17 protein-coding genes, 1 pseudogene and 1 riboswitch are annotated in these 22,698 nt (G+C 70.4%); of the genes and pseudogenes, 12 read left to right on the forward strand and 6 right to left on the reverse strand.

The genetic code is table 11. The features are described 5' to 3' along the window. Positions 1–56: 56 nt before the first annotated feature. Complete coding sequence (locus OG214_RS24155; RefSeq protein WP_363081126.1) at positions 57–1,865, reverse strand: hypothetical protein; 1,809 nt, start codon at positions 1,863–1,865, stop codon at positions 57–59. Continuing rightward, the gene (locus OG214_RS24160) at positions 1,862–3,274 is read right to left on the reverse strand and encodes a tyrosine-type recombinase/integrase (protein WP_363081127.1); all 1,413 of its coding nucleotides are present in this window, start codon (positions 3,272–3,274) and stop codon (positions 1,862–1,864) included. The genes OG214_RS24155 and OG214_RS24160 overlap by 4 nt, the downstream gene beginning before the upstream one ends. A 159-nt stretch (positions 3,275–3,433) precedes the next feature. On the opposite strand from OG214_RS24160, the pseudogene OG214_RS24165 reads away from it, so the two are divergent. Next, positions 3,434–3,631: pseudogene (locus OG214_RS24165) on the forward strand (HNH endonuclease); the annotation flags it as partial. 151 nt (positions 3,632–3,782) lie between these two features. On the opposite strand, the gene OG214_RS24170 reads toward OG214_RS24165, so the two are convergent. Next, complete coding sequence (locus OG214_RS24170; protein WP_405985934.1) at positions 3,783–4,598, reverse strand: hypothetical protein; 816 nt, start codon at positions 4,596–4,598, stop codon at positions 3,783–3,785. A gap of 119 nt (positions 4,599–4,717) precedes the next feature. Next, positions 4,718–5,623 (reverse strand): DUF4352 domain-containing protein, encoded by a 906-nt coding sequence (locus tag OG214_RS24175; protein ID WP_405985935.1) that lies wholly within the window; start codon positions 5,621–5,623, stop codon positions 4,718–4,720. A 332-nt stretch (positions 5,624–5,955) separates the two neighbouring features. On the opposite strand from OG214_RS24175, the gene OG214_RS24180 reads away from it, so the two are divergent. The 3 genes from OG214_RS24180 (at position 5,956) to OG214_RS24190 (ending at position 10,492) form a co-directional block, all read left to right on the forward strand. Next, positions 5,956–8,217 carry an N-6 DNA methylase gene (locus OG214_RS24180; RefSeq protein ID WP_405985936.1) on the forward strand — a complete coding sequence of 754 codons (2,262 nt, stop codon included), beginning with the start codon at positions 5,956–5,958 and terminating at the stop codon, positions 8,215–8,217. Between the two features lie 110 nt (positions 8,218–8,327). After that, positions 8,328–8,963, forward strand: coding sequence for a hypothetical protein (locus OG214_RS24185; RefSeq protein ID WP_405985937.1), 636 nt, complete (start codon positions 8,328–8,330; stop codon positions 8,961–8,963). Then, positions 8,960–10,492: a serine/threonine-protein kinase gene (locus OG214_RS24190; RefSeq protein ID WP_363083184.1), complete on the forward strand. Its 1,533-nt coding sequence runs from the start codon at positions 8,960–8,962 to the stop codon at positions 10,490–10,492. Before OG214_RS24185 ends, OG214_RS24190 begins: the two co-directional genes overlap by 4 nt. 146 nt (positions 10,493–10,638) lie before the next feature. Here the strand turns inward: OG214_RS24190 and OG214_RS24195 are convergent, their stop codons facing one another. After that, positions 10,639–11,688, reverse strand: a complete 1,050-nt coding sequence (locus tag OG214_RS24195) for a chitinase (RefSeq protein WP_405987596.1) — start codon at positions 11,686–11,688, stop codon at positions 10,639–10,641. Between the two features lie 377 nt (positions 11,689–12,065). On the opposite strand from OG214_RS24195, the gene OG214_RS24200 reads away from it, so the two are divergent. Continuing rightward, positions 12,066–12,569: a GtrA family protein gene (locus OG214_RS24200; protein WP_405985938.1), complete on the forward strand. Its 504-nt coding sequence runs from the start codon at positions 12,066–12,068 to the stop codon at positions 12,567–12,569. Positions 12,570–12,681: 112 nt separating this feature from the next. Here OG214_RS24200 and OG214_RS24205 read toward each other — a convergent pair whose 3' ends face one another. Then, entirely contained in the window at positions 12,682–13,863 is a 1,182-nt protein-coding gene (locus OG214_RS24205; RefSeq protein WP_405985939.1) for an acyltransferase family protein, read from the reverse strand. Between the two features lie 666 nt (positions 13,864–14,529). On the opposite strand from OG214_RS24205, the gene OG214_RS24210 reads away from it, so the two are divergent. The 7 genes from OG214_RS24210 (at position 14,530) to OG214_RS24240 (ending at position 22,674) form a co-directional block, all read left to right on the forward strand. Next, the gene (locus OG214_RS24210) at positions 14,530–15,186 is read left to right on the forward strand and encodes a SurA N-terminal domain-containing protein (protein ID WP_363083189.1); all 657 of its coding nucleotides are present in this window, start codon (positions 14,530–14,532) and stop codon (positions 15,184–15,186) included. A 125-nt stretch (positions 15,187–15,311) separates the two neighbouring features. Beyond that, positions 15,312–16,361 (forward strand): nucleoside triphosphate pyrophosphohydrolase, encoded by a 1,050-nt coding sequence (locus OG214_RS24215; RefSeq protein ID WP_405985940.1) that lies wholly within the window; start codon positions 15,312–15,314, stop codon positions 16,359–16,361. Positions 16,362–16,473: 112 nt separating this feature from the next. Next, the gene (locus OG214_RS24220) at positions 16,474–17,754 is read left to right on the forward strand and encodes a cytochrome P450 (RefSeq protein WP_405985941.1); all 1,281 of its coding nucleotides are present in this window, start codon (positions 16,474–16,476) and stop codon (positions 17,752–17,754) included. Between the two features lie 225 nt (positions 17,755–17,979). Continuing rightward, positions 17,980–18,870 carry a transglycosylase family protein gene (locus OG214_RS24225; RefSeq protein WP_405985942.1) on the forward strand — a complete coding sequence of 297 codons (891 nt, stop codon included), beginning with the start codon at positions 17,980–17,982 and terminating at the stop codon, positions 18,868–18,870. A 521-nt stretch (positions 18,871–19,391) separates the two neighbouring features. Further along, positions 19,392–19,564, forward strand: a riboswitch (cyclic di-AMP (ydaO/yuaA leader). 2 nt (positions 19,565–19,566) lie between these two features. Beyond that, complete coding sequence (locus tag OG214_RS24230) at positions 19,567–20,334, forward strand: transglycosylase family protein (protein ID WP_363083193.1); 768 nt, start codon at positions 19,567–19,569, stop codon at positions 20,332–20,334. A gap of 451 nt (positions 20,335–20,785) precedes the next feature. Continuing rightward, a complete protein-coding gene (eno, locus tag OG214_RS24235; RefSeq protein WP_363079433.1) occupies positions 20,786–22,075 on the forward strand; it encodes a phosphopyruvate hydratase in 1,290 nt (429 codons plus the stop codon). 125 nt (positions 22,076–22,200) lie between these two features. Further along, positions 22,201–22,674, forward strand: a complete 474-nt coding sequence (locus tag OG214_RS24240; RefSeq protein WP_363079434.1) for a septum formation initiator family protein — start codon at positions 22,201–22,203, stop codon at positions 22,672–22,674. Positions 22,675–22,698 lie beyond the last annotated feature (24 nt).

A 22,698-nucleotide genomic window follows, 5' to 3' on the forward strand; every position in this document is an offset into this window, starting at 1 on the left:
GAACCCCTCAGACGGCGGCAGGCCCGGCTGCTCTGCCCTGGGCCTCGGAACGGCAGTCACGCGATGACCTCCAGGAACGACGCGGGCAGCAGCAACCGGGCCCCATCGGCCTCGGCGATGGCCTGCGCCGTGGTGATCTGGCGGGTGCTGAAGCGGGCTCGGACACCGTGGACGATGCGGTCCCACGCGAGCCCGAAGCGCGCGGTCCACTCGGCAGCCGGGTACTCCTCGCGCTGCCGCTCCAGGAAGTCCAGGAAGGACAGCAGACTCGGCAGGTGGCGACTGGTGAACACCGCGTTCGGGCACTCCAGGCATCCCCAGGCCGAGACCGGGCAGGCTGCCCCAGGATTGCGTGCGAACGGGGAGGCGAAGAAATCGCGGCAGGAGGCGAGCCACACGTCCTTCTCATCGGAGAGTGCGGACTCGATCTCCTTCGCGCTCAGCGCGGCCTCGCCGTCGTCAAGACGGTCGCCGTCGTCCGACAGCACCATCGGTGGGGCCAGAGCCGCGCCCAGCGCCTGCTCAAGGCCCGCCTCCACCGCCTGCGCATGGGTCTCGTGGTGAGCGTCGATGTCCGCGTAGTGCTTCGCCGCGACCGGCCGTGTGTGGCCCGACGCGAAGTCCTCCAGTACTCCGCCGGCGCGCAGGTACTGCCGGGACTTGACCGTCTTGCGAACGCGGCGCAGATCAAGGGCGACCGGCAGTCCGCTGCGGTCGGTGAGGTGGTCGAGCCCGTGCTCGGACATCCATTCCCGGGTCACAGTCGACCAGGCGTGCAAGCTATCGAAAGGCGCGCGGGGATGCCCGAACCCACTGACGTCGCACCACAGTGCGTCAGCACCGATCAGTTCACGGGTCCGCTTCGTCAGACGCAGAGCCAGCCGGATCACTCCACCGGGAAAGCGCAGGGAGCCGCCGTCGGCGACCCTGATCGTCTTGTGGGTGGCGCCTGCGGCGCGCTTCTTGACGTAGGCGACGCTGACGTAGCCGCGTGCTGGACTGACCAGACAGTCGGACCGCAACCGCCGGATGCACTCCGGCTCTATACCGGTCTGGCAGGCCAGCAGCACGAGGAACGGCACCAAGTCCCGGGGGCTGAGGTGCAGGCGGCCGTTGAGTTCCTTCTTGCCGCCCCAGCGGCGAAGGATCTTGTACGAGACGTCGTCTGCCGTCAGCGGGCCGCAGTTCAGGATGTGCCACAGGACGTTCTCCAGCCGGTCCCAGCCGTGCTGATGAGGGTCGCGTCCCGTGACGGCCAATCTCTCGCCTTCCAGAATCCGGTCGCGGATTCGGGCGACGTTTTCCCGGGCGGCGTTCTCCAGGGCGTCGAGCACCGGGAACGGATAGGCGTCGAGCGGTTTCGTCGCGCGGTTGGCCGATGCCGAAGTGAATCCCAAGCGAGCGTGGAACGCTGCGTCGAAGGCAGCGGGATGGGCCTCGTGCACCAGTTTCAGCAGCCGCACGAGGTACGTCATGGTCAGGTACGGCTCCTTGCTCGCCTCCCCGTACCTGGCGATCAGACGCAGCTCGAAGGCGTCCAGGAGGTCCGGTTCCAGGTCGCCCAGCAGCAGGTCGTCGGCGGATTCGGGGAGAGCCGCGGCTGTGAACTGGACGAACTCCCGTACCCGCTTGACGACGTAGCGGACAGCGCTGCGGTCACGCAGGGATCCGGGAAGGCTGATGACCTCGGCGAGCGCGGTGGCGAGAGCCCGGGCGAGGCGCGGACACGGGAGCCCGGACAGGTCGATGTACTCGGGGCTTCCGCTCAGATCCACAGTGAAGACCACCGGACCGATCGACGGCACGAGGTCCGCTGCGGCAGGGGTGTCGACAACGGTGGGGAAGCGGATGCGGCGCGGGCTCACCGGTCCTCCTCCGTATCCAGGTGGACCTGCTCGAACGCGGCTGCCTGTTCGTCCCAGTCGCCGAGTGCAGCCAGCACGATCTCCTGGGCCTCGTCCAGCACGTCCAGATATGTGTAGACCGTCGCCTCGTGACGGTGGCCGAGCAGCAGTTGCAGTTTGCGCAAGGGATTGCCGATGAGCAGGCGTTTCACCTCGGCGTGCGTGAACCGGCGGTCCTCCCGCATGCCGAGCGCCCGGACGGTCTGCCGCAGCAGCAGGCCCAGCATGTGCACCGCGAAGGAGTGCCGCAGGGTGTGCGGGTGGACATCGAAGTCCAGTCCGAAGCTCGCGCACCGCTCGTTCGCCCGCCGGAAAACCGACTGCCAGGTACTGCTCCGCAGCGGCAATCCGTTCTCGCCCAGCCACAGCCACAGAGGCCCGTTCGCGAGCCCCTGACCGTCGACCTGCATGAGCCGTGCCCGGTCCGCTGTGCCGATCCGTGCGTACGACCAGGTGGAGCCGCCCTCGATCGCCAACGCGTGGCGGTTCGCCCGGCGCACCGGCAGGGGATCGGCACACGCCTCGTATACGCCCTGAGTGCGTCGCCGCTGCACCAGCTCATCGCGCTCGATGCTGACGTAGTGGTGTAGGTCGCGGGCTACCCGGGGGCGGACGTACACCGTCCGGGCTCTGTTCCGCTTCGCCACGGCGGCCGGGACGATGATGTCGCCGATCACACGGCTGCCGGTGACCGGCGGCAGTTCCGTCGCCAGAAGGCCGGCTGCCTCGCCCAGTCGCATGCCGGTGCAGATCAGGAGATCGGCGAAGAGGGCGTTGCGTTCGCCGTTGCGGCCCCGCCACCTTGCGTCCGGGGAGCCGTCCGGCAGCAGACCCCGGAGGCCGACGTCCCGCCACAGCATGAAGTCCTCGTGAGACAGGAACCTGATCGGCTGCCGGGGCACCTCGGGCTCGGCGTCCGCGTTGACCCGTACCCGCTTCGGTCCCTGCGGAGACACCACCGTCTTGTCGATGTACCGGAACGGCTCCGCAGGCAGCAGTTCTTCGTACAGCGACCACTGAACCCACTTGTCGAGTGCGGCGATGGAGCGGTTCCAGGTCGCCACGGACACCTTGCCCGGGCCGGTGCCGTGCAGCCGTACGGCCTTGTACGCGCGGAGGTCGGCGCCGTCCGTCTGCCAGATTGCCTTGCCGCCACGGGACTCGTGCAGGAACCGGCAGTACAGCATGATGTCGGTGCTGTAGCCGATGATCCCGTTCTCCGACCTCACGCCCCAGTTCTCCATGTCCCGCAGGAACCGGTTGAGTTCGAGGTCGTAGCTGCCGTCCGGGGCGAGAACGAACGGTCGCCCCTCGCGGGCTCCAGCTCTCTCCAGGACCGCTTCTGCTTCGAAGCCGAAGCTCTGCGACACCGCCGATCGGCCGGCGGTCCGATGCAGGACCACCACTGCCTCAGGTGCGCTGCCGGACCCTGCTGTCTCTTCCGTGCGCAAGCTGCCCTCCCCGTCGTGAGACAAGCTGTACGCATGCATAACCGAGTGGCCGCTGAGACAGTTACGGGTGCCGACATAAACGACCCGCTCAATCTCCTTCCGGTGGACGGTCCGGCCAACAGCTCCAAGGGCGACTCCGGTCCGGCGTCCTGGCTGCCTCCGGACAGGAAGATCCGGTGTGCCTACGCGGTGCGGTTCGCGCAGGTGGCGCTCAAGTACGAACTGCCGGTCACGGCCCCGGACAAGAGGACCATGCTCGCGCAGTGCGGCGGCTGACCGCCGACTGCTGACCGGCTGACCCGTCGGCAGTAGGGGAAGGCGAAGGGGAGCTGAGGGGTACGCCGAGGGGGGAGGCCACTCCCCTGTGGTGGCCTCCCCCTGCCCCTGCCCCCTGCCCCTCCCTCTCCCCCGTACGGCGAGCCGAGTCTCAGCCGCCGATGCCGTCCAGGTCCACGATGTCCTTGTCGGCGGGGACCTTGGCGGGGACGGGCTTGTCGAAGTCCGTGAACGTCATGGTGCCGGCGTCCTTGCCCTTGACGACGATCTTCAGCAGATACGGCTCGCCCTCGGTGGCGACGTACATGGTGTAGTCGGACGTGCCGTCGGTCTCTGTGAGCGTGATCGCCCGCTGCCCGTTCACGGTGCTGAGCGGTCCCTTGCGCGCGAAACTGTCGCCGTTCTCGAATTCGCCCAGCAGCTCGTCGAGATCGCAGAAACCCACGAAGTCCTTGGCGTCCGGGGCCTTGGCGTCGGTCTTCACCCAGCGGTCGGCGAGCATGTCGACCACGGCGTCGGTCTCCGTCTTGGGCTGTCCCTTGCCCTGGGCCCGCAGCATCTTCTCGTCGAACTTCATATAGACGGTCGGGCCGAGTTTGGACACCGTCGCGGTGCCCTCGCCGTTCATCGACATCGTGCCCGCGCAGTCGCCCTTCCTGTTGAGGGCCATGTCGGTGAGGACGGTCCCCGTGTCCTCCTTCGTATCGGCGTGGAGGGTGAGGGAGGAGGCGGCGCGGAGGGCGGTGAAGGACTTCTCGGCGATCTCGGGGCCCGAGAGATCCGCGAACGGCTCGGGCTTCCCGCTCGGGCGGTCGCTCCCCTCGGACGTGGACGCACCGGGCTTCTTCGTGCCGGGGTCCTTGCCGTCCGCGCCCGTCGCTCCGCAGGCCGGGAGCGTCAGGACGGCGACGGTGCAGAGGGCGGCGAGGGCGCCACGGCGGATTCGGGGAGCGGTGGTGACAGTCATAACGGTTCTCCGGTAGCTGCGACGAGCTGTGATCTGGCGGAAGCGGGTTGCGGGTAGCGGGCGCGGACAGACGGGTAGCGGGCGCGGGCAGAGGGGGGCGTGGGCAGAGGGGAGGGGGCTCAGAGCTTCAGGTCCCACTGGGACGAGTCGTGCAGAATGCCGGGACTGACCTCGACCGTGAGCGACTTGGCGGCGGCCGGTGTGTCGAACGCGAACAGGACCGTGGCCTTCTTGCCGGGCAGGACCGTGCCGCTGAAACCGATCCCGGTGGCGTCGTCGTAGATCGACTCCGCGTCGACACCGTTCTCACCGGCCCGCGCCGTGACGGTCGCCAGTCCGGCGTCGAACTTCTTCCCGCCGGCGTTCTCGATCACCACGGTCACCTTGTAGGCCTTGTTGCCCTTGGTGTGGCCGACCGCGTACTCACCGGGTGTGTAGGCGGTGGGCTCCGAGACCGTGACGGTCAGATCGTCGTCGTAGACGGCGGAGTCGCCGCCCCCGAGCGTCTCGCCCTTGGCCCCGTCCTTCGTCCCGCCCGCCCCGGCGGCCGCGCCGCCGCCCGCTCCGTCGCCCTTCTTGCCGTCCGTACCGCCCGCCGCCTTGGGGGCGGCGCCGACCGAGGACGTCGCCTCGTCCAGTTCCTTCACCGCGTCACCCACGATCTTGAAGGTGAGGAACGCGCCGACCACCGCGAGGACCAGGGCGAGCAGACCCAGGACGACACCCGAGGTGGCCACCCCTCTGTTCGTCGCCTCGCCGCGTCTGGCCCTGCCCCGTCCGGCCAGCCCGAGGATCAGCCCGATCAGACCGAGGACACCCGCCAGCCAGAAGAGGAACGGGATCACACCCGCGACGGCACCGATGATCCCGAGGACCAGCGAGGCGATGCCGAGACCGTTACGGGCGGCCGCGGGAGCGCCGTGTCCCGGCGGCACCGGGGCCTGCGGATACGGCGACGCCTGCGGGTGCTGCGGGTACTGCTGCGAGGGCTGCGAGGGCTGCGAGGGCTGCGAGGACTGCGACATGGGGTGCCTCCGGGTACGGCGGGGTGAGGTACGGCGAGGTGGAGTACGGCGAGGTGGAGTACGGCGAGGTGGAGTACGGCGAGGTGGAGTACGGCGCCCATCAGGTGCGTGGCGATGTGAAACGCGGCGAACCGGCACACGAGTGTGATCGGGACTTCGATGCCCTCCCTTGTAGCGATGCGTCAATAACAGCAGAGCCTGTGAATCGAGTCAACACTGTTCACGGTGCTCGGGTCGGTCTACGCTGTGAATCGGATCGTCCGTCTACGCCGCCGCTATGCTCAGCGCTCAGCAGGACCACAGCGGAGCCGCAGGGTGAGGGAGGCAGCCAGGTGCCGGAGAACGCAGCAGAGGTGACGGCCGCGGGAATCGCCCGGCTCGCGGGGGTGGGACGTGCGGCCGTGAGCAACTGGCGGCGTCGGCACGCCGACTTCCCCCAGCCCGTCGGCGGCACCGAGACCAGCCCGTCCTTCGCCTTGAGCCAGGTCGAGCGGTGGCTGCGCGACCAGGGGAAACTCGCCGAGGTGCCGCTGCGTGAACGGGTCTGGCAGGAGCTGGCGAGCGACAGCGCCACCGCCGCGACCGCCCTTGTCCGCGCCGGCTGCGTCCTGCTGCTTGTACGGGACAGGCCGACCCTGTGGCGGCAACTGGCCACCGCCCCGGACACCCAGCTCGCGGAACTGCTGCCGGTGGCGCTCGGCGAGGTGCTCGCCCCGCACTTCGGCGCGCCGGTGGAGAGCGCTGTTCACACCCCGGGCCTGCGTGAACTGCTTCCTTCCGTCCCGTTGTTGCGGGGCGTCGCCGAACTGGCGGCGGAGCTGGGTCCCCGTGACACCTTCGAGTTCCTGCTCGGCCGCCATCTCGACGCCAATCCGCGCCAGTACACGCCCACCCCGCCCGAAGCCGCCGCGCTGATGGCCGCGCTGGCGGCCCCGTCCGCCCCGGGCCCGGCCCCGTCCGCCCCGGCTCCCTCCGCCGGGAACGTGACCGTCCTCGACCCCGCCTGCGGCACCGGCACGCTGCTGTGCGCCGTACCGCACGCGGCCGTCCTGTACGCCCAGGACGCCGCCCCGGAACTGGCCGCGCTCGCCGGACTGCGTCTCGCCCTCCACACGGGCGGCGCAGGCGGCACGGGCGGCACGGGTGGCACAGGCAGTACGGACCAATCCGCCCGTACGGGTCACGAGGACCGTACGGATCACACGGACGCCGAGATCCGGACGCGCGCCGGGGACACACTGCGCGCCGACGCCTTCCCACGGCTCGCCGTCGACATCGTGCTCTGCCACCCGCCGTTCAACGAGCGCAACTGGGGCCATGACGAACTGGCCTACGATCCGCGCTGGGAGTACGGATTCCCGGCCCGCACGGAGTCCGAACTGGCCTGGGCCCAGCACGCGCTCGCCCGGCTGCGCCCCGGCGGCACCGCCGTCCTGCTGATGCCGCCCGCCGTCGCGTCCCGCCGCTCCGGCCGTCGCGTCCGCGCCGATCTGCTGCGCCGTGGAGCCCTGCGCGCCGTGGTCGCCCTGCCCGCAGGAGCCGCGCCTCCCTATGGCATCCCGCTCCATCTCTGGGTCCTGCGCAAGCCCGTCGCGGGCGAACGCCCTTCCCCCGAGCTGCTGCTGGTCGACACCGCCGAACTCTCCGCGGCGGGCGGCCGGGACTCGGGCGGCGGCCGGGACAACGTCGACTGGACGACCGTCCACACCACCGTGCTCGACGCCTGGCACCCCTTCGACCGGCTGGGCACGGCCGAGGAGCGACCGGGTGTCAGCCGGGCGGTGCCGGTCGTCGAACTCCTCGACGACGATGTGGATCTGACCCCCGCCCGCCATCTCCCGCCCCCGGCCGCCGCGGGCGGTACGGCCGAACTGGCCCTCGTACGCGAGCGGCTGGCCGACACGCTCCGGCTGACGGCCGAACTCACCCCGTGGCCCCACGGCCGCGATGCCCGTGATGCCCGCGATGCCGATGATGCCCGCGATGCCCGGCCGTCCGGAGCGGCGGAACCGGCCGCGCCCCTCCACCGGCCCACCACCACCGTCGGTGAACTCGCCCGCGCCGGCGCCCTCGTGCTGTACGCCGGCGGCTCGGGCGCCACCGCCGATGTCACGGCCGTCCCCGTGCTCACCGAGCACGACGTGCTCGCGGGCCGCGCCCCCTCCGGCGTACTTCCCGAGGGCGTGGCGGCCGAGGAGCCCGTACGGATCCAGGAGGGCGATGTGGTCGTGCCCGTCCTCGGCGGCGGCGCGGTCGCCCGGGTCATGGACGCCGCACTGGCGGGCGCGGCGCTCGGCCGTAACCTCCAGCTGCTGCGGCCCGACCCGGCCGCCCTCGACCCGTGGTTCCTGGCCGGTTTCCTGCGCGGCACCGCCAACGCCCGCCGGGCCAGCAGCTATGCCTCCACCGCGACCCGGCTCGATGTGCGCAGGCTCCAGCTTCCCCGGCTGCCCCTCGCCGACCAGCGGCGGTACGGTGAACACTTCCGCGCGCTGGCCGCGTTCGAGGACGCGCTGAGGCTGGCGGGACAGCTGGGGGAGCAGCTCGTACAGGGGCTGTACGACGGTCTGGCGGACGGCAGCGTCCCGATGTGATCAGCTCGACAACGGTTCGGCGCAACCCGTAACCCGTTGTCCGTGTCGGTGTATACGCTCGGATCCGCATTCCCGTGCGAGCCCAGTCCACCAGGCACCCAGGAGCAGTCATGTTCGGCCCCGGCTTCGCGCCGCCGCCCCCGCGGCGACCGCACACCGCCGTGCTCATTTTCCTGCGGGTGCTGTTCGTGGCTCTCACGGTGCTGAGTTTCGGTTTTCTGAGCTGGGCGGCGATGCTGAGGATCGCGGTCGTGCGCAAGCGCCCGGTCGACTGGGTGCTGTTCTGCGCCACCGTGGTGGTGGCCTTCGGCGCGCTGATGTACATCGGTACGGGCCAGACGGAGGAACCGCGTTCCTCGGACATGGCCCTGCTGGTCGTCCTCGTTCTGATGGCGATCGGGATCACCACGTACTTCCTGGTCTTCGACATCAGGCACTTCTCCCGTGAGCGCCGGGCGGCGGCGGTCGCGTACGGGCCGTCGCCGACAGCGTCGACGCCGGTGCCGCAGCCGTACGGTTACGCCTATCCGCCCCCGTACGCCGTACCGGCCCAGCCGCAGCCCCACCCCCAGCCCAACCCCCAGCCCAACCCCCAGCCCCGGATACACCCGCAGTCGGCGCCGTCGCAGACTCCGCCCCGTATCGACCAGGTCCGCGCCGAGCTGGACGAGTTGAGCGACATCCTGCGCAAGGGGCAGGAAGGCCAGGAGGGCCGGGAAGGCCGGGAAGGCCGGAACGACCGGTGAACGGACGTGTCATCGCCGGTCGTTACGAGCTGTCCACGCTCATCGGCCAGGGCGGAATGGGCCAGGTCTGGACGGGGTACGACCAGCGGCTCGACCGCCGGGTCGCGGTGAAGCTGCTCCGCCCCGACCGGATGGCCGCAGCGACGGCCGCAGAGGAGATGCGGCGGCGCTTCGTGCGCGAGTGCCGGGTCACCGCCCGGGTCGACCATCCCGGGCTGGTCACCGTCCATGACGCGGGCAGCGACGACGAGGACCTCTATCTCGTCATGCAGTACGTCGAGGGCGCGGACCTCGCCGACCATCTCGCGGAGCACGATCCCTACCCCTGGCCCTGGGCGGCCTCGGTCGCCGCCCAGCTCTGTGCCGTACTGGCCGCCGTGCACGCCGTGCCGATCGTCCACCGCGACCTAAAGCCGCGCAATGTGATGGTCAGACCGGATGGCACGGTCACCGTTCTGGACCTGGGCGTCGCCTCCGTCATCGACAGCGACACCACCCGGCTCACCCACACCGGCTCGCCCATCGGCAGTCCCGCCTATATGGCCCCCGAGCAGGCCATGGGCGGCGCGGTCGGCCCGTACACCGATCTGTACGCGCTCGGCGTGCTCCTCCATGAACTCCTCAGCGGGGGTGTCCCGTTCGCGGGCACCACCGCCCTCGGGGTGCTGCACCGCCATCTCTACGAGGCGCCGCTGCCGGTCCGCAGGATCAGACCCGAGATACCCGAGGCGCTGGAGACGCTCGTACTGCGGCTGCTCGCCAAGGATCCGCAGCACCGGCCGGCCGGTGCGCAGGAGGTGTACGAGGAGCTCATCCCGCTGCTGCCGCTGCGCCGCGGCTCGGCGACGGGACCGCTCGATCCGACCCGCCCCTTTCTGCGTCCGCACGCCCCCTGGCCCGACCGTGTCAGCACACCGCCGACCGCGCCCGCGCCGCGCAGGCCTCCGGTCCCGGCGCGGCGGCCCGACATCGCCGCCGCGGTCGACGAGGTCAAACGGCTGCTCGGTGAGGGAAGCATCGCGCAGGCCGTGGACATCCTCGGCGATATCCTCCCGGCGGCGGCCGAGGAGCACGGCGAGCACTCCCCGGTCGTCCGTATCCTGCGCAAGCAGTACGCCTCGACGCTGATGGACGACGGCCAGTACCGCCGCGCGCTCCCCGAGCTGCGCAGACTCGCCGACGACCGTACGGCGGAGGCCGGCCCCGGCGATCCGCAGACGCTCCAGTTCCGCTACGACGCCGCGCAGTGTCTGGAGCAGCTCGGCGAGGCGTCCGCCGCGCTGGCCGAGTACCGCGCGGTCCTTCCGTACTACGAGAGCGGGCAGCCGGGCGCCGCCACCGACCCGGGCCGCGCCTTCGACATCCGGCACCGCGTCGCCAATCTGCTGCTCGCGGTGGGCGATCACACGGCGGCCCGGCAGCAGTTGCAGAATCTGCTCTGGGACACCGAGCGCGCCTACGGCGCCTATCACGCGCTCCCGCTGGAGCTGCGGCGCACGCTGGAGCGCCAGCAGAAGTTCAGGGCGTAGAGCGGCATCGGCCCAAGTACGGGCGGGGCCCCGGGCGTTGAACACCCGGGGCCCTTGACACCACCCACGACGATCGACCGGAGAAGACCGACCGGGGAAGACCGACCGGGGAAGACCGACCGGACAGGACCCAGCGGCCCTGGAGACTAGCGGCCCTGGAGCGCCTTGACGTTGTTCCCGAACGTCCAGCCCTTCGAGCCGTCCCAGTTGACCGACCAGGTCATCAGACCCTTCAGGGCGCCGTTGTACCGGGTCCACGCCTGCGAGACCAGGTTCGGCGCCATATAGCCGCCCCCGGCGCCCGTCTGCGCCGGCAGTCCCGGGACCTGCTTGTCGTAGGGGACCTTGATCGTGGTGCCCTGGATGACCAGGCCCCTGTTCAGGCAGTCCGTCTGCGCGGTGAAGCCCGCGACCGTGCCGGCGGAGTACGAGTCGCCCGAGCAGCCGTACATGCTGCCGTTGTAGTACTGCATGTTCAGCCACCAGAGGCGGCCGTTGTCCGCGTACTTCTTCACGATGGGCAGATACGCGCCCCAGATCGAGCCGTACGCCACGCTGCCCCCGGTGACATACGCCGTCTCGGGCGCCATCGTCAGGCCGAAGTTCGAGGGCATCTGGGCGAGTACGCCGTCGATGATGCGGATGAGATTGGCCTGCGAGGGCGACAGTGTGGTGATGCTGCCGCTGCCGACGAGGCCGGTCTCGATGTCGATGTCGATCCCGTCGAAGTTGTACTTCTTCAGGATCGGCACCACCGTCGCGACGAACCGGTCGGCGACCACGCTCGAACTGAGGTCGATACCGGCCGTGGCACCGCCGATCGACAGCAGTGTCGTGAGCCCGGAGGCCTTCGCCTGGCACATCTCGGCCGGGGTCGCGACCTTCACCGTCGAGTCCATCCCGTCCTCCCAGAGGACGGTGCCGTCCGAGCGGATCACCGGGAACGCCGCGTTGATCACGTTGTAGCCGTGCTCACGGATACGGCTGTCGGTGATCGGGATCCAGCCGAGCGGCGGATGCACACCGTTGGCGGCGCCGTCCCAGTTCTCCCAGTACCCCTGGAGCACCTTGCCCGTGGGCTTCGACTTGACCGCGCAGGTGACGTCCTGCGCCGCGCCCACCGCACGGGGAGCGCCGGGTGCCGCGGCGATCAGCCCTTGCAGAACGAAGGCCAGGGCGAGACCGGCCCCCAGCAGTCGCACTGTCCGAAGTCGTGCTGTCCGAAGCCGTGCTGTCCGAAGTCGTGCTGTCCGGAGCCGTGCCGTTCGAAGCCGTGATGTCCGGGGTGGGGCGGTCCGAGGCCGTACCGTCCGAGCGATCATGCTGTGCTCCCTTCGCGCCCCTGGCCCGCCGGGATTGTGGGGGGACCCGGAGACATACGCGGTGCGATGCGACGCGCTCAACGTAAAGTTGGTCCAGACCATTCGTCAATGGGTCTGGACCGACGCGAGCTGTCGGGTGCACGTCAGACGGCGTACGGCGTCCGGGCAATCCGGCTGTGCCACACTCCAGATGGCCGGTCGACGAGTACACCGGCCGCATCCAGCCAGGGAGAGCGGAGAGCCGGTACACGATGACGGTTCGCGGCCAGCTAGTCAGATTCGCCATGGTGGGCGTGGTGAACACCGGCACGTACTACGCCTGCTATCTGGTGCTGCTGAACCGGCTCTCCTATGTCGTCTCGCACGTCCTGGCGTTTCTGCTGAGCATGACCGGCTCGTTCTTCCTGAACAGCCGTTTCACCTACCGGACGCGCCCCACCTGGCGGAAGTTCCTGCTCTTCCCGCTCACCAACGCCGCGAACTTCGTGATCACCACGACCGGGGTCTATCTGCTCGTGGACGTGCTGCATCTCAGCAGCCGCTACGCCCCGCTGGTCGCCGCGGCGACGGCCGTACCGGTCACCTTCGTGGTCTCCCGTACGATCATGCTCCGCCCGGACCGGGCCCGTACGGCGGACACCCGGCGGAGCGCCGACCGCGGTCCGGCGGCCGGCACTCCTTGCGAGGCGCATCTCGGCGGGTCGTCCGAGGGCTGTCTCAGCGCGTCGGGGGAGCCGACGGCGAACGGCCTCTGAAGGCGGGAGCCCCGGCCCGGACTCGGCGCGTACCCGGACTGTGCGTCCGGGGCCGCGGTCCCGTTTCCCGACGCGCGATCGGCCGGCGGCCGGCCCGGCGGTCAGGCGGCGGTCAGGCGTGTGCCCGGCTCCGTACCCGGTCCGCCTGCCGCTTCATCGTGCGCTTCAGACGCGGCCCGAACGGCTTCTCCACCAGCCGGTGGATCAGCCAGGCGAGCGTCAGCATCAGCAGGACCGTGGCGACGAGGGTCAGCCTCGGCTCCAGGCCGAAGTGGCGGTGCAGAACGCTGATCGTGAACCAGCCGATGTGTTCGTGGACCAGATAGAAGGGGTACGTGAGGACGCCCGCGAATGTCAGCCAGCGCCAGTTCGCCCAGCGCAGCCAGCCCAGGGCCACGGCCGCGACCGCCGCGAAGGCGATGGTGACGATCAGCAGGATGACGTGCGGGGAGCGCGGCTGGAAGACATCGGTCGCCTCGGGGTTCCACAGCCCGATCGTCGCGTAGCGCTGGCCGAGCAGCCAGCTCACGCCCACGATGCCCCAGAGCAGCAGATCGCTGCCGTGCCGGTGGATCAGATAGAGCGCGAGGCCGCCGACGAAGAACGGCGCGTAGTCCGGCATCACGATCTCGTTGGTGAGCGGGAGGTCGCCGACCCGGGCCACCACCGCCGCCACCGTCCACAGACAGCAGAAGATCACGACCCTGCGGTACGTGACGCCCTTCCACACCACGAACAGCGCGAAGAGCAGATAGAAGCGCGCCTCGACCCAGAGGGTCCAGCACACCCCGAGCACCCGGCCCACCCCCGCGGGCTGCTGGAGCATGGTCAGATTCACCAGCACCTCGTTGAGGCGCAGCGGTTCGACGACCGAGGGCAGTACGACGGCCGCGGCGGTGGTGACGACGATGGCGGCCCAGTACGCCGGATAGAGCCGGGAGACACGCGAGCGGAAGAAGTCCCCGAGCGACCGGCCCCAACTGCTCATACAGATGACGAAGCCGCTGATGATGAAGAAGAACTGGACGCCCAGGGGACCGTAGACGGCGATCGCCGACAGATCCGGGAACAGTTCCTTCGGCGACTGGCCCCAGGAGCGGGTGATCTGGCCGCCTCTGCCCGAGTAGTGGTAGAAGCAGACCATGAGCGCCGCCACGATGCGCAGTCCGTCGAGGGCCCGCATACGGTCGTGCCTGGGCGCCGAGGAGTCCTTCGGAGGGGCGGAGGCGCTCCCCGGCCCGGGTACCGGCTCCGGATCCGGACCGGGTGCCCGAGTCAGTGTCGCTTGAGTCATTCCGTCTGTTCCGTTCGTTTACGACGGCGGGGATGGGGCGGGAGCCGCGCGGCCGAGGACGGTACGGGCGTCGTCACGCGCACGCCGGCCGACCCCGGGCCCGACAGCGCCGGGTGCTGTTCGTACGGCCGGTCCATCGGGCTCGGGCGGGGCCCGGAAGGCCCGAAGAGCGGCGGTGCGACAGCACGGCGGCGTGACAGCCCTCAACGGAGACACACTAGGCGGCACGCGGTGAACGGTGCGGCGTCCGCGGGGTGAACAGGGCGGTCGGGCGGACGGCCGTCAAATGAACTGCTGGTGAAGATGCCGGGACGAGGACGCCGGACGGTGTGCTGGACGGGGTGCCGGGCGGTGCGCGGAACCCTCTTCACGCCGGCGCCCCGATTGTGCGTACGCGCACATGCGTTGGCCGCGTACGGATCCCGTACCGGACCCGTACGGGACCCGTAGGGGACCCGAATCGGACCCGTACCGGACCCGTACCGGACCCGTACGGGACCCGTAGGGGACCCGAATCGGACCCGCACCGGCTCGTGGCGCGGCGCACGTGCCCCAATCTCCCCGTGAATCGTTGGTCGAACCAGTGGCCCAGGCCACGTCCACTGCCTACCATCGATCACTGCAAGGCCTTGTGCATCGCCGCACAATCACGCCGGGAGGCCCACTTTGCACCGCCGCCGTCGCACCGCGCTCTCCGTCTCCGTCGCGCTCCTCGCCGCGGCCCCCCTGCTCACCGCCTGCGGCAACGAGGCCCATCCCGGAGCCGCGGCGGTCGTCGGGGGGCACCGGATCGAGGTGTCCACGATCCAGGCCCAGGTACGGGACGTCCGGGACGCGCAGGAGTCCGCGCCGGACGGCGCGCAGCTCGTCAAGAACACCGGGCAGCTCAGCCAGGCCAAGCTGAACAGTCTGATCTTCGACCGGATCCTCCAGCAGGCCGCCGACGACGCCGGGGTGAAGATCAATCGCAAGGAGATCCAGACCACCCGGCAGCAGGCCGCCGCGCAGTCGGGCGGCGAGAAGCAGTTCGCCGCGATGTTGCTCCAGCAGGGCGCGCTCTCGGCGGGGCAGATCGACGCCGCGATCCGCCGTGAGGTCCTGCTGAACAAGCTGGCCCAGGCGCTCGGCGCGAACACCATGACCCCCGAGGGCCAGCAGGTCGTGCTCGCCGATCTGACCAAGACGTCGGAGAAACTCGGTATCGATGTCAATCCGCGCTACGGAAGCTGGGACTACAAGCAGGTCCGGCTCGGCGAGGCCAAGCTGCCGTGGATCACGCAGGTCACCCGCCAGGCACCGGAGCAGGAGCCGACGGACGCCTGACGACCGGGCCGCTCCGGTCCCGGGTCCGCTCCGGTCCCGGACCCGGCCCCGGGCCCGCCGCCCCGGTCCCGGTCCGGCTGACGGGCGGGGTCCGGCCGTAGGCGGGCCGGAGGTAGGTTCAAGTGGTGACAGACGAAGCTCCCGCCACCCCCGGCCGTATCGTCCTGCTGACCGTCAGCCACCGGGTCGCGCCCGGACTCCTGTCCTGGCCCGCCTGGCAGACGCTCCGCGCCGCCGACCGTGTGCTGTGCGCCGACGGCGCCCATCCGCTGCTGCCCTATCTGCGTGAGGCCGGCATCACCGTGGAGAGCGGCATCACCGTGGAGGCCGGCGCGCCCGCGCCCGCCGCGCTCACGGCGCGGGATCTGGTCGACGAATGCGCCGGCGGCCGTACGGTCGTGGTCATCCCGTCCGGCGGCGGTGACGGTGAGGGCGCGGGCGAAGGGGCCCTGACCGACGGCCTGGCCCGGCTGGCCGGCTCCGGCCGCGTACAGATGCCCGACCTGGAGCTGCTCCCCGGTTCGTACGATCTGCCCGGCGCCCGGCTTCTCGATCTCGTCCATGTCATGGACCGGATCCGGCGCGAATGCCCGTGGTCGTCGACCCAGACGCACAAGGGGCTCGCCAAGTACGGCATCGAGGAGGCGTACGAACTCGTCGAGGCGATCGAGGACGGCGACGGCGACGAACTCCGCGAGGAGCTGGGTGACGTACTCCTCCAGGTCGTCTTCCACGCCCGTATCGCACAGGACGGCCTGGAGGAGGAAGAGGGCAGGGAACCCTTCTCCATCGACGATGTCGCCGCCACGATCGTGGAGAAGCTGATCCACCGCCATCCCCATGTCTTCGGCGACGAGACGGCGGAGACCCCCGAGGACGTCAAGGCGCACTGGCTCCGTACCAAAGCGGTCGAGAAGCAGCGCGACTCGGTCACCGACGGGGTCCCGCTGGGGCAGCCGGGTCTCGCGCTCGCCTCCAAACTCGCGGGCCGCGTCCGTACGGCGGGCCTGGACGTCGGGCTCCCTTCGGGCGACGGGATCGGGTACGAACTGCTCGCCATGGCCGTACGGGCGGAGGAGGCGGGCATCGACCCGGAAACCGCCCTGCGTGCGGCGGCCCGCACCTACCGGGACGCGATCCGCACGGCTGAAACGGGCGGCACCGCCACCGAGTGACGGGGCGAGGCCGACCAGGGAGGGGGTACGCCAAGGCCCCCGAGCTGGGCCGCACCCGCACCCGCACCCCCGCCCCGACCGCCCCCGAGACCCGCCCCGATACCGTCGACCGGTGACCGAAAAGCCCCCCGCCCCCGAGACCGCGCCCGCCCCCGGGCTCGTCCCCGTCCCCGAACTCTTCACCTGGGAGTTCGCCACCGATCCCTACCCCGCCTACGCCTGGCTGCGCGAGCACGCGCCCGTGTACCGGGCCCAGTTGCCCAGCGGGGTCGAGGCGTGGCTCGTGACGCGGTACGGGGACGCCAGGGCGGCGCTCGCCGACGCCCGGCTCTCCAAGAACCCCGTTCATCACGCGGAGGCGGCGCACGCCAAGGGGAAGACCGGGATTCCCGGGGAGCGCAACGCGGATCTCATGACGCATCTGCTGAATATCGACCCGCCCGACCACACCCGGCTGCGCCGGCTCGTGTCCAAGGCGTTCACACCCCGGCGCATCGCGGAATTCGCTCCCCGGGTCCAGCAGCTCACCGACCGGCTCATCGACGGTTTCGCGGCGGAGGGGGAGGCGGATCTGATCCATGACTTCGCCTTCCCGCTCCCCATCTACGCGATCTGCGATCTGCTCGGGGTGCCGGCCGAGGACCAGGACGACTTCCGCGACTGGGCCGGGATGATGATCCGGCACGGCGGCGGGCCGCGCGGCGGAGTGGCGCGGTCGGTCAAGAAGATCCGGGGATATCTGGCCGAACTCATCCACCGCAAAAGGGAGAACCCGGGCGACGATCTGATCTCCGGTCTCGTCCGGGCCAGTGACGACGGCGAGCATCTCACCGAGAACGAGGCCGCGGCGATGGCCTTTATCATCCTCTTTGCCGGTTTTGAGACAACCGTGAATTTGATCGGCAACGGCGTCCATACGCTGATGCGCCACCCGGAGCAGCGCGCCCGGCTTCAGCGTTCGCTCGACGCGGGGGAGACGGAACTGCTCGCGACGGGTGTCGAGGAACTGCTGCGCCACGACGGTCCGGTGGAGCTGGCCACCTGGCGGTACGCCACCGAGCCTGTGACGCTCGGCGGGCAGCGGATAGCGGTGGGCGATCCCGTACTGGTCGTCCTCGCCGCGGCGGACCGTGACCCCGAGCGGTTCGCGTCGCCCGACACGCTCGATCTCGCGCGGCGTGACAATCAGCACCTCGGCTACGGGCACGGCATCCACTACTGCCTCGGTGCGCCCCTCGCCCGCCTTGAGGGACAGACCGCTCTCGCGTCCCTGCTGACCCGTCTGCCCGATGTGCGGCTTGCCGTGGATCCTGCCGATTTGCGCTGGCGCGGCGGGCTCATCATGCGTGGATTGCGCACACTTCCGGTGCAGTTCACGCCATTGTCCGGCTGATGAGTCACTGACGGATTCGGCGGCGGACGGCCGGCGTATCGCCGTGGGACAGGCGCCGATCACTGGCGGATCGTCGCTCCATAACTGACGGGCCGTCAGGAATGTGACTTTCACGTGATCTCCGCTGCATCGACTTGTGACAGACGTTCGAGTACCGCTACGTTCACCGACGACTCAGCTGCAACACGCCGTAGTCGAAACGACAGTCACACGGAAGGCAAGCGCATGCGCTCCGCGAACGGCCGACACCGCAGACCACGCCAGGCCCCCGCTCTGATCGTCGCCGCGGGGGTGACCGGGTCGGCGATCGCCATCCCGCTGTTCGCCGCCTCGGGCGCCAGCGCGGCGGACGCCTCCACCTGGGACCGTGTCGCGGAATGCGAGAGCGGCGGCATGTGGAGCGCGGACCTCGGCAACGGCCACTACGGCGGCCTCCAGCTCAGCCAGGAGACCTGGGACGCCTTCGGTGGCGGGGAGTACGCGGCCCGCGCCGACCTCGCCAGCCGCTCCCAGCAGATAGCCGTGGCCGAGAAGGTGCTCGCGGCGCAGGGCGTGAAGGCCTGGTCGAGCTGCGCGCCGGTCTCCGGGCTCACGGGCGCCCTGCTGGAGGGTGTCGGTCTCGGGGGCGGCTCCGGCTCGGCGGGGGCCGCGCAGGACGACCGGAGCGACAGCCCCGCGGACGCTCCCTCCGGTACTCCGGACGCCACGCCCTCCGCCCCCTCCGACGGGAAGACGCCGCCCGGAGAGCCGGTCCCCTCCGGTTCGGCCACCACGCCCGCACCGGGAACCTCCGCTTCCGCGGACGGCGGCAAGGGCGCTGAGGGCCTCGGCTCCGACGGTCTTGGCGCCGACGGCCTCGGTGGCACCGCCGCCGGCGGTACGGAGTCGGCCAAGGGCAAGCACCGCGGTGAGGCCGCCCAGGAGGATGCCGTAACGGGCAATTCGGATGAAGGGCTTGATTACGGCCGTCATGCCTCACGGGGTGACGGACTGTCGCGTAGTACGGACGGTCTGACGGATCGTGCGGAATCGCCCGCTCCGGCGGAGGCCGACCGGCCCGTCGAGCGCAACTGGCTGATCGCCGACGGGCAGAAGGTGCTCGGCGGCTGGCTGTGAGACGAACGGGCTGACGGCTCCGGGGCTGTCGGCGCGGTGGCTGAGGGGTGAACGGGGGGCGGCCGGTGTGCCGCCCCCCTGGCGCGCCCCGGCGCTTCCCGCTGGGCCCCGGTGTGCCCCGGTGTGCCATGGGGGTGTCCTCCCTGGCCGCGGCCCTGATCTCCCCCTGGCTCCCTCCGCGTCTCCCCCTCGGTCTCCCCCCTCGGCCTCTTCCTTGATCCCGCCCTTGAACTGCCGTGAAGTGGCACGGATGCAAGGGTAGTTCGCTGCCCTATGTCCACTTCTGTGCAAGTGAGACAAGGGTCTCTTTGCTGCAACTAGGGACTTTTGGCCTACGGGTTGCCCCGCTTTCCGCTCTCACCAGCGGAAATGCGTAAACCCGGAGGGTGGGTAAGGGTGTTATTTCCCTGATGTTCTCCTTTGAAGAACCGACGGGCCTGTGATTACGGTCTGAACCGCTCGCACCGCGGGCCTCGTCGACCGTCACGCCGAATCCTGCCGTCGGTCGGGGGGAGTAGTCGTCGCGTCATGCGCCGAAGGCAGGAGCGGGGGACCCAAGGTTTGTGCCGGCCCCGGCCGTCGAGAGACGGCCGACGACCGGCTAGGGGTGAAGCCGGGTGCGCGAGCACCCGGCCGGGCAACTCACTTGGCCCGAACCCGACAGCTCACCTCGTAGGCGTCGGTGAGGAGAGTTCCATGCCGCGTTCCAGCAAGGGTTCCAGCAAGGGCAGGCACCGCCGTCCCTCCCGCTCCGTGACCGCCCGCTACGCCACGCTCGCCGGCATCACCGGCGCCGCTGTCGCGGTCCCGCTGATCGGCGCCACCTCCGCGTCCGCCGCGACCGCCTCCGAGTGGGACCAGGTCGCCCAGTGCGAGTCCGGCGGCAACTGGTCCATCAACACCGGCAACGGGTACTACGGCGGACTCCAGTTCAGCGGCTCCACTTGGGCCGCCTACGGAGGCACCGCCTACGCGGCCAGGGCCGACCTCGCCTCGAAGTCCCAGCAGATCGCCGTCGCCGAGAAGGTCCTGGCCGGCCAGGGCAAGGGCGCGTGGCCCACCTGCGGGGTGAACCTCTCCGGCGCCGCGTACGACGGTGGCTCGGCGGGCTCGGGCTCCGGCTCTGATTCCGGTTCCGGTTCCGCTTCGAATTCCGGCTCCGGCTCCGGCTCCGGCTCGGGATCCGGCTCCGGTACGGGAGAACAGGCCTCCCCGCAGCAGACCCGGCCCGCGCAGCCGAAGCGGGAGCAGGCGCAGCCCGCCTCGCGCGGTGAGACCCGCGCCGCCACGGCCACGATCGAGAAGGGCGACGGCGAGTACAAGGTCAAGTCCGGCGACAGCCTCTCCAAGATCGCCGCCGCGCAGCAGGTGAAGGGCGGCTGGAAGAAGCTGTTCGACCTGAACAAGGACATCGTCCGCGACGCCGATCTGATCTACCCGGGCCAGCAGCTCCACCTGAGCTGACCCGCCCCCCGATCCCCCCGGCCCGGCGCGTGATCCCCCGTACGCGCCGGGCCGGGGTCTGCCCTCTTCCCGGCGTACGGAGGGGGCACTCGGGGAGTACGGAGGGGGTACGCGGGGCGGCGCTCACGGCGGTGCGCACGACGGTGCTCATAGGTGCGCCGAGGCGCTCGGGTGCTAGGTCCTGTCCGGCGGATCTTCGTGGGCCCGGAACGCCTGGCACGGCACCTCGCCGCGTTGTCGGAGTCGTCCAAGTACGTCCAGTACGAGGACGATCCTCCGCCTTGCGATGTACCGCACCAGACGCCCCGGGCTGATCCACGAAGATCCGCCGGACAGGACCTAGATCCGTCCCAGCGGGCGGGCACCGGGCGGCCGACGTCTCCGAGCCGGTTAGGCTCTTGCCGCAAGGCCAATGAGACCCTGCACTCCAAGCGTCACATCCCAGAAGGAGATGCTCGTGCCGTCCATCGACGTCGTCGTAGCCCGGGAAATCCTGGACTCCCGAGGCAACCCCACGGTCGAGGTCGAGGTCGGCCTCGACGACGGCAGCACCGGCCGTGCTGCTGTCCCCTCCGGTGCCTCCACCGGTGCGTTCGAGGCCGTGGAACTCCGTGACGGAGACCCCGACCGCTACCTGGGCAAGGGTGTCGAGAAGGCCGTACTCGCCGTCATCGAGCAGCTCGGCCCGGAGCTCGTCGGCTACGACGCCACCGAGCAGCGCCTGATCGACCAGGCCATGATCGACCTGGACGCCACCGAGAACAAGGGCTCGCTCGGCGCCAACGCCATCCTCGGTGTCTCCCTCGCCGTCGCGCACGCCGCCTCCGAGGCCTCGGACCTCCCGCTCTTCCGCTACCTGGGCGGCCCGAACGCGCATCTGCTGCCCGTTCCGATGATGAACATCCTGAACGGCGGCTCGCACGCCGACTCCAATGTGGACATCCAGGAGTTCATGATCGCCCCGATCGGCGCGGAGTCCTTCTCCGAGGCGCTGCGCTGGGGCGCCGAGGTCTACCACACCCTCAAGAAGGTCCTGAAGCAGAAGGGGCTCTCCACCGGCCTCGGCGACGAGGGCGGCTTCGCGCCGAACCTGGAGTCCAACCGCGCCGCGCTGGACCTGATCCTCGAAGCCATCAAGGAAGCCGGCTATGTGCCGGGCCGCGACATCGCGCTCGCGCTCGACGTCGCCGCCTCCGAGTTCTACAAGGACGGCTCGTACGAGTTCGAGGGCAAGTCCCGCTCGGCCGCCGAGATGACCGAGTACTACGAGGAGCTGGTCGCCGCCTACCCGCTCGTCTCCATCGAGGACCCGCTCTTCGAGGACGACTGGGCCGGCTGGAAGGTCGTCACCGACAAGCTCGGCTCCAAGGTGCAGATCGTCGGCGACGACCTGTTCGTCACCAACCCGGAGCGGCTGGCCCGTGGCATCGAGGAGGGCTCCGCCAACGCCCTGCTGGTCAAGGTCAACCAGATCGGTTCGCTGACCGAGACCCTGGACGCCGTCGAGCTGGCCCAGCGCAACGGCTTCAAGTGCATGATGTCCCACCGCTCCGGCGAGACCGAGGACGTCACCATCGCCGACCTCGCCGTCGCGGTGAACTGCGGTCAGATCAAGACCGGCGCCCCGGCCCGCTCGGACCGTGTCGCCAAGTACAACCAGCTGCTGCGTATCGAGGAGATCCTCGACGACGCGGCGGTGTACGCGGGCCGCAGCGCGTTCCCGCGGTTCCGTTCCGCCTGAGCGCGAGCGGCGGGGCCGGGCCGGCCGTCGGGTGAGGCCGCCCGTCCCGCCCGTCGTCCGTACGTCCCCGGCCCCGGTCCCGTACCGTGTCCGGGGACGTACGCACGTAACAGGGGAGGCGAGCCATGGCCGGGAACCGGGACCGGTTCTCCACCGCGACCAGGCTGCGGCTGCTCGGCGAGCAGACCGCCGCGCGCGTCTACCGCTCGCAGAACCGCCGCCAGGACCGCCGCTCCCGTCTCACCGGCCGGGCGGCCTTTCTCGCCCTGGTCGTGTGCACACTGGTGGTGGCGCTCGCGTATCCGATGCGGCAGTACGTGTCGCAGCGGAACGAGATCGCCGAGCAGGAGCGGCAGGCGCGGGAGGCGAGGCAGCGGGTCGAGGAACTGCGCGACGAGAAGGCGCGGCTCCAGGACGACGCCTACATCCAGCGGCTGGCGCGCGAGCATCTCCACTATGTGAGGCCGGGGGAGAGCGGTTACACCATGATCGACCCGGACGCGGTGCGTGAGCGCCGTGAGGAGCGGGAGGCGACGGACCGCCCCTGGTACTCGAACGTCCTGGACGGCGTGGACACCGCGGACCGCACGGACCGGTAGGGACGCGTGCGGACCGGCGGTACC

This window comes from Streptomyces sp. NBC_00872 (assembly GCF_045161915.1).
Classification (GTDB): domain Bacteria; phylum Actinomycetota; class Actinomycetes; order Streptomycetales; family Streptomycetaceae; genus Streptomyces.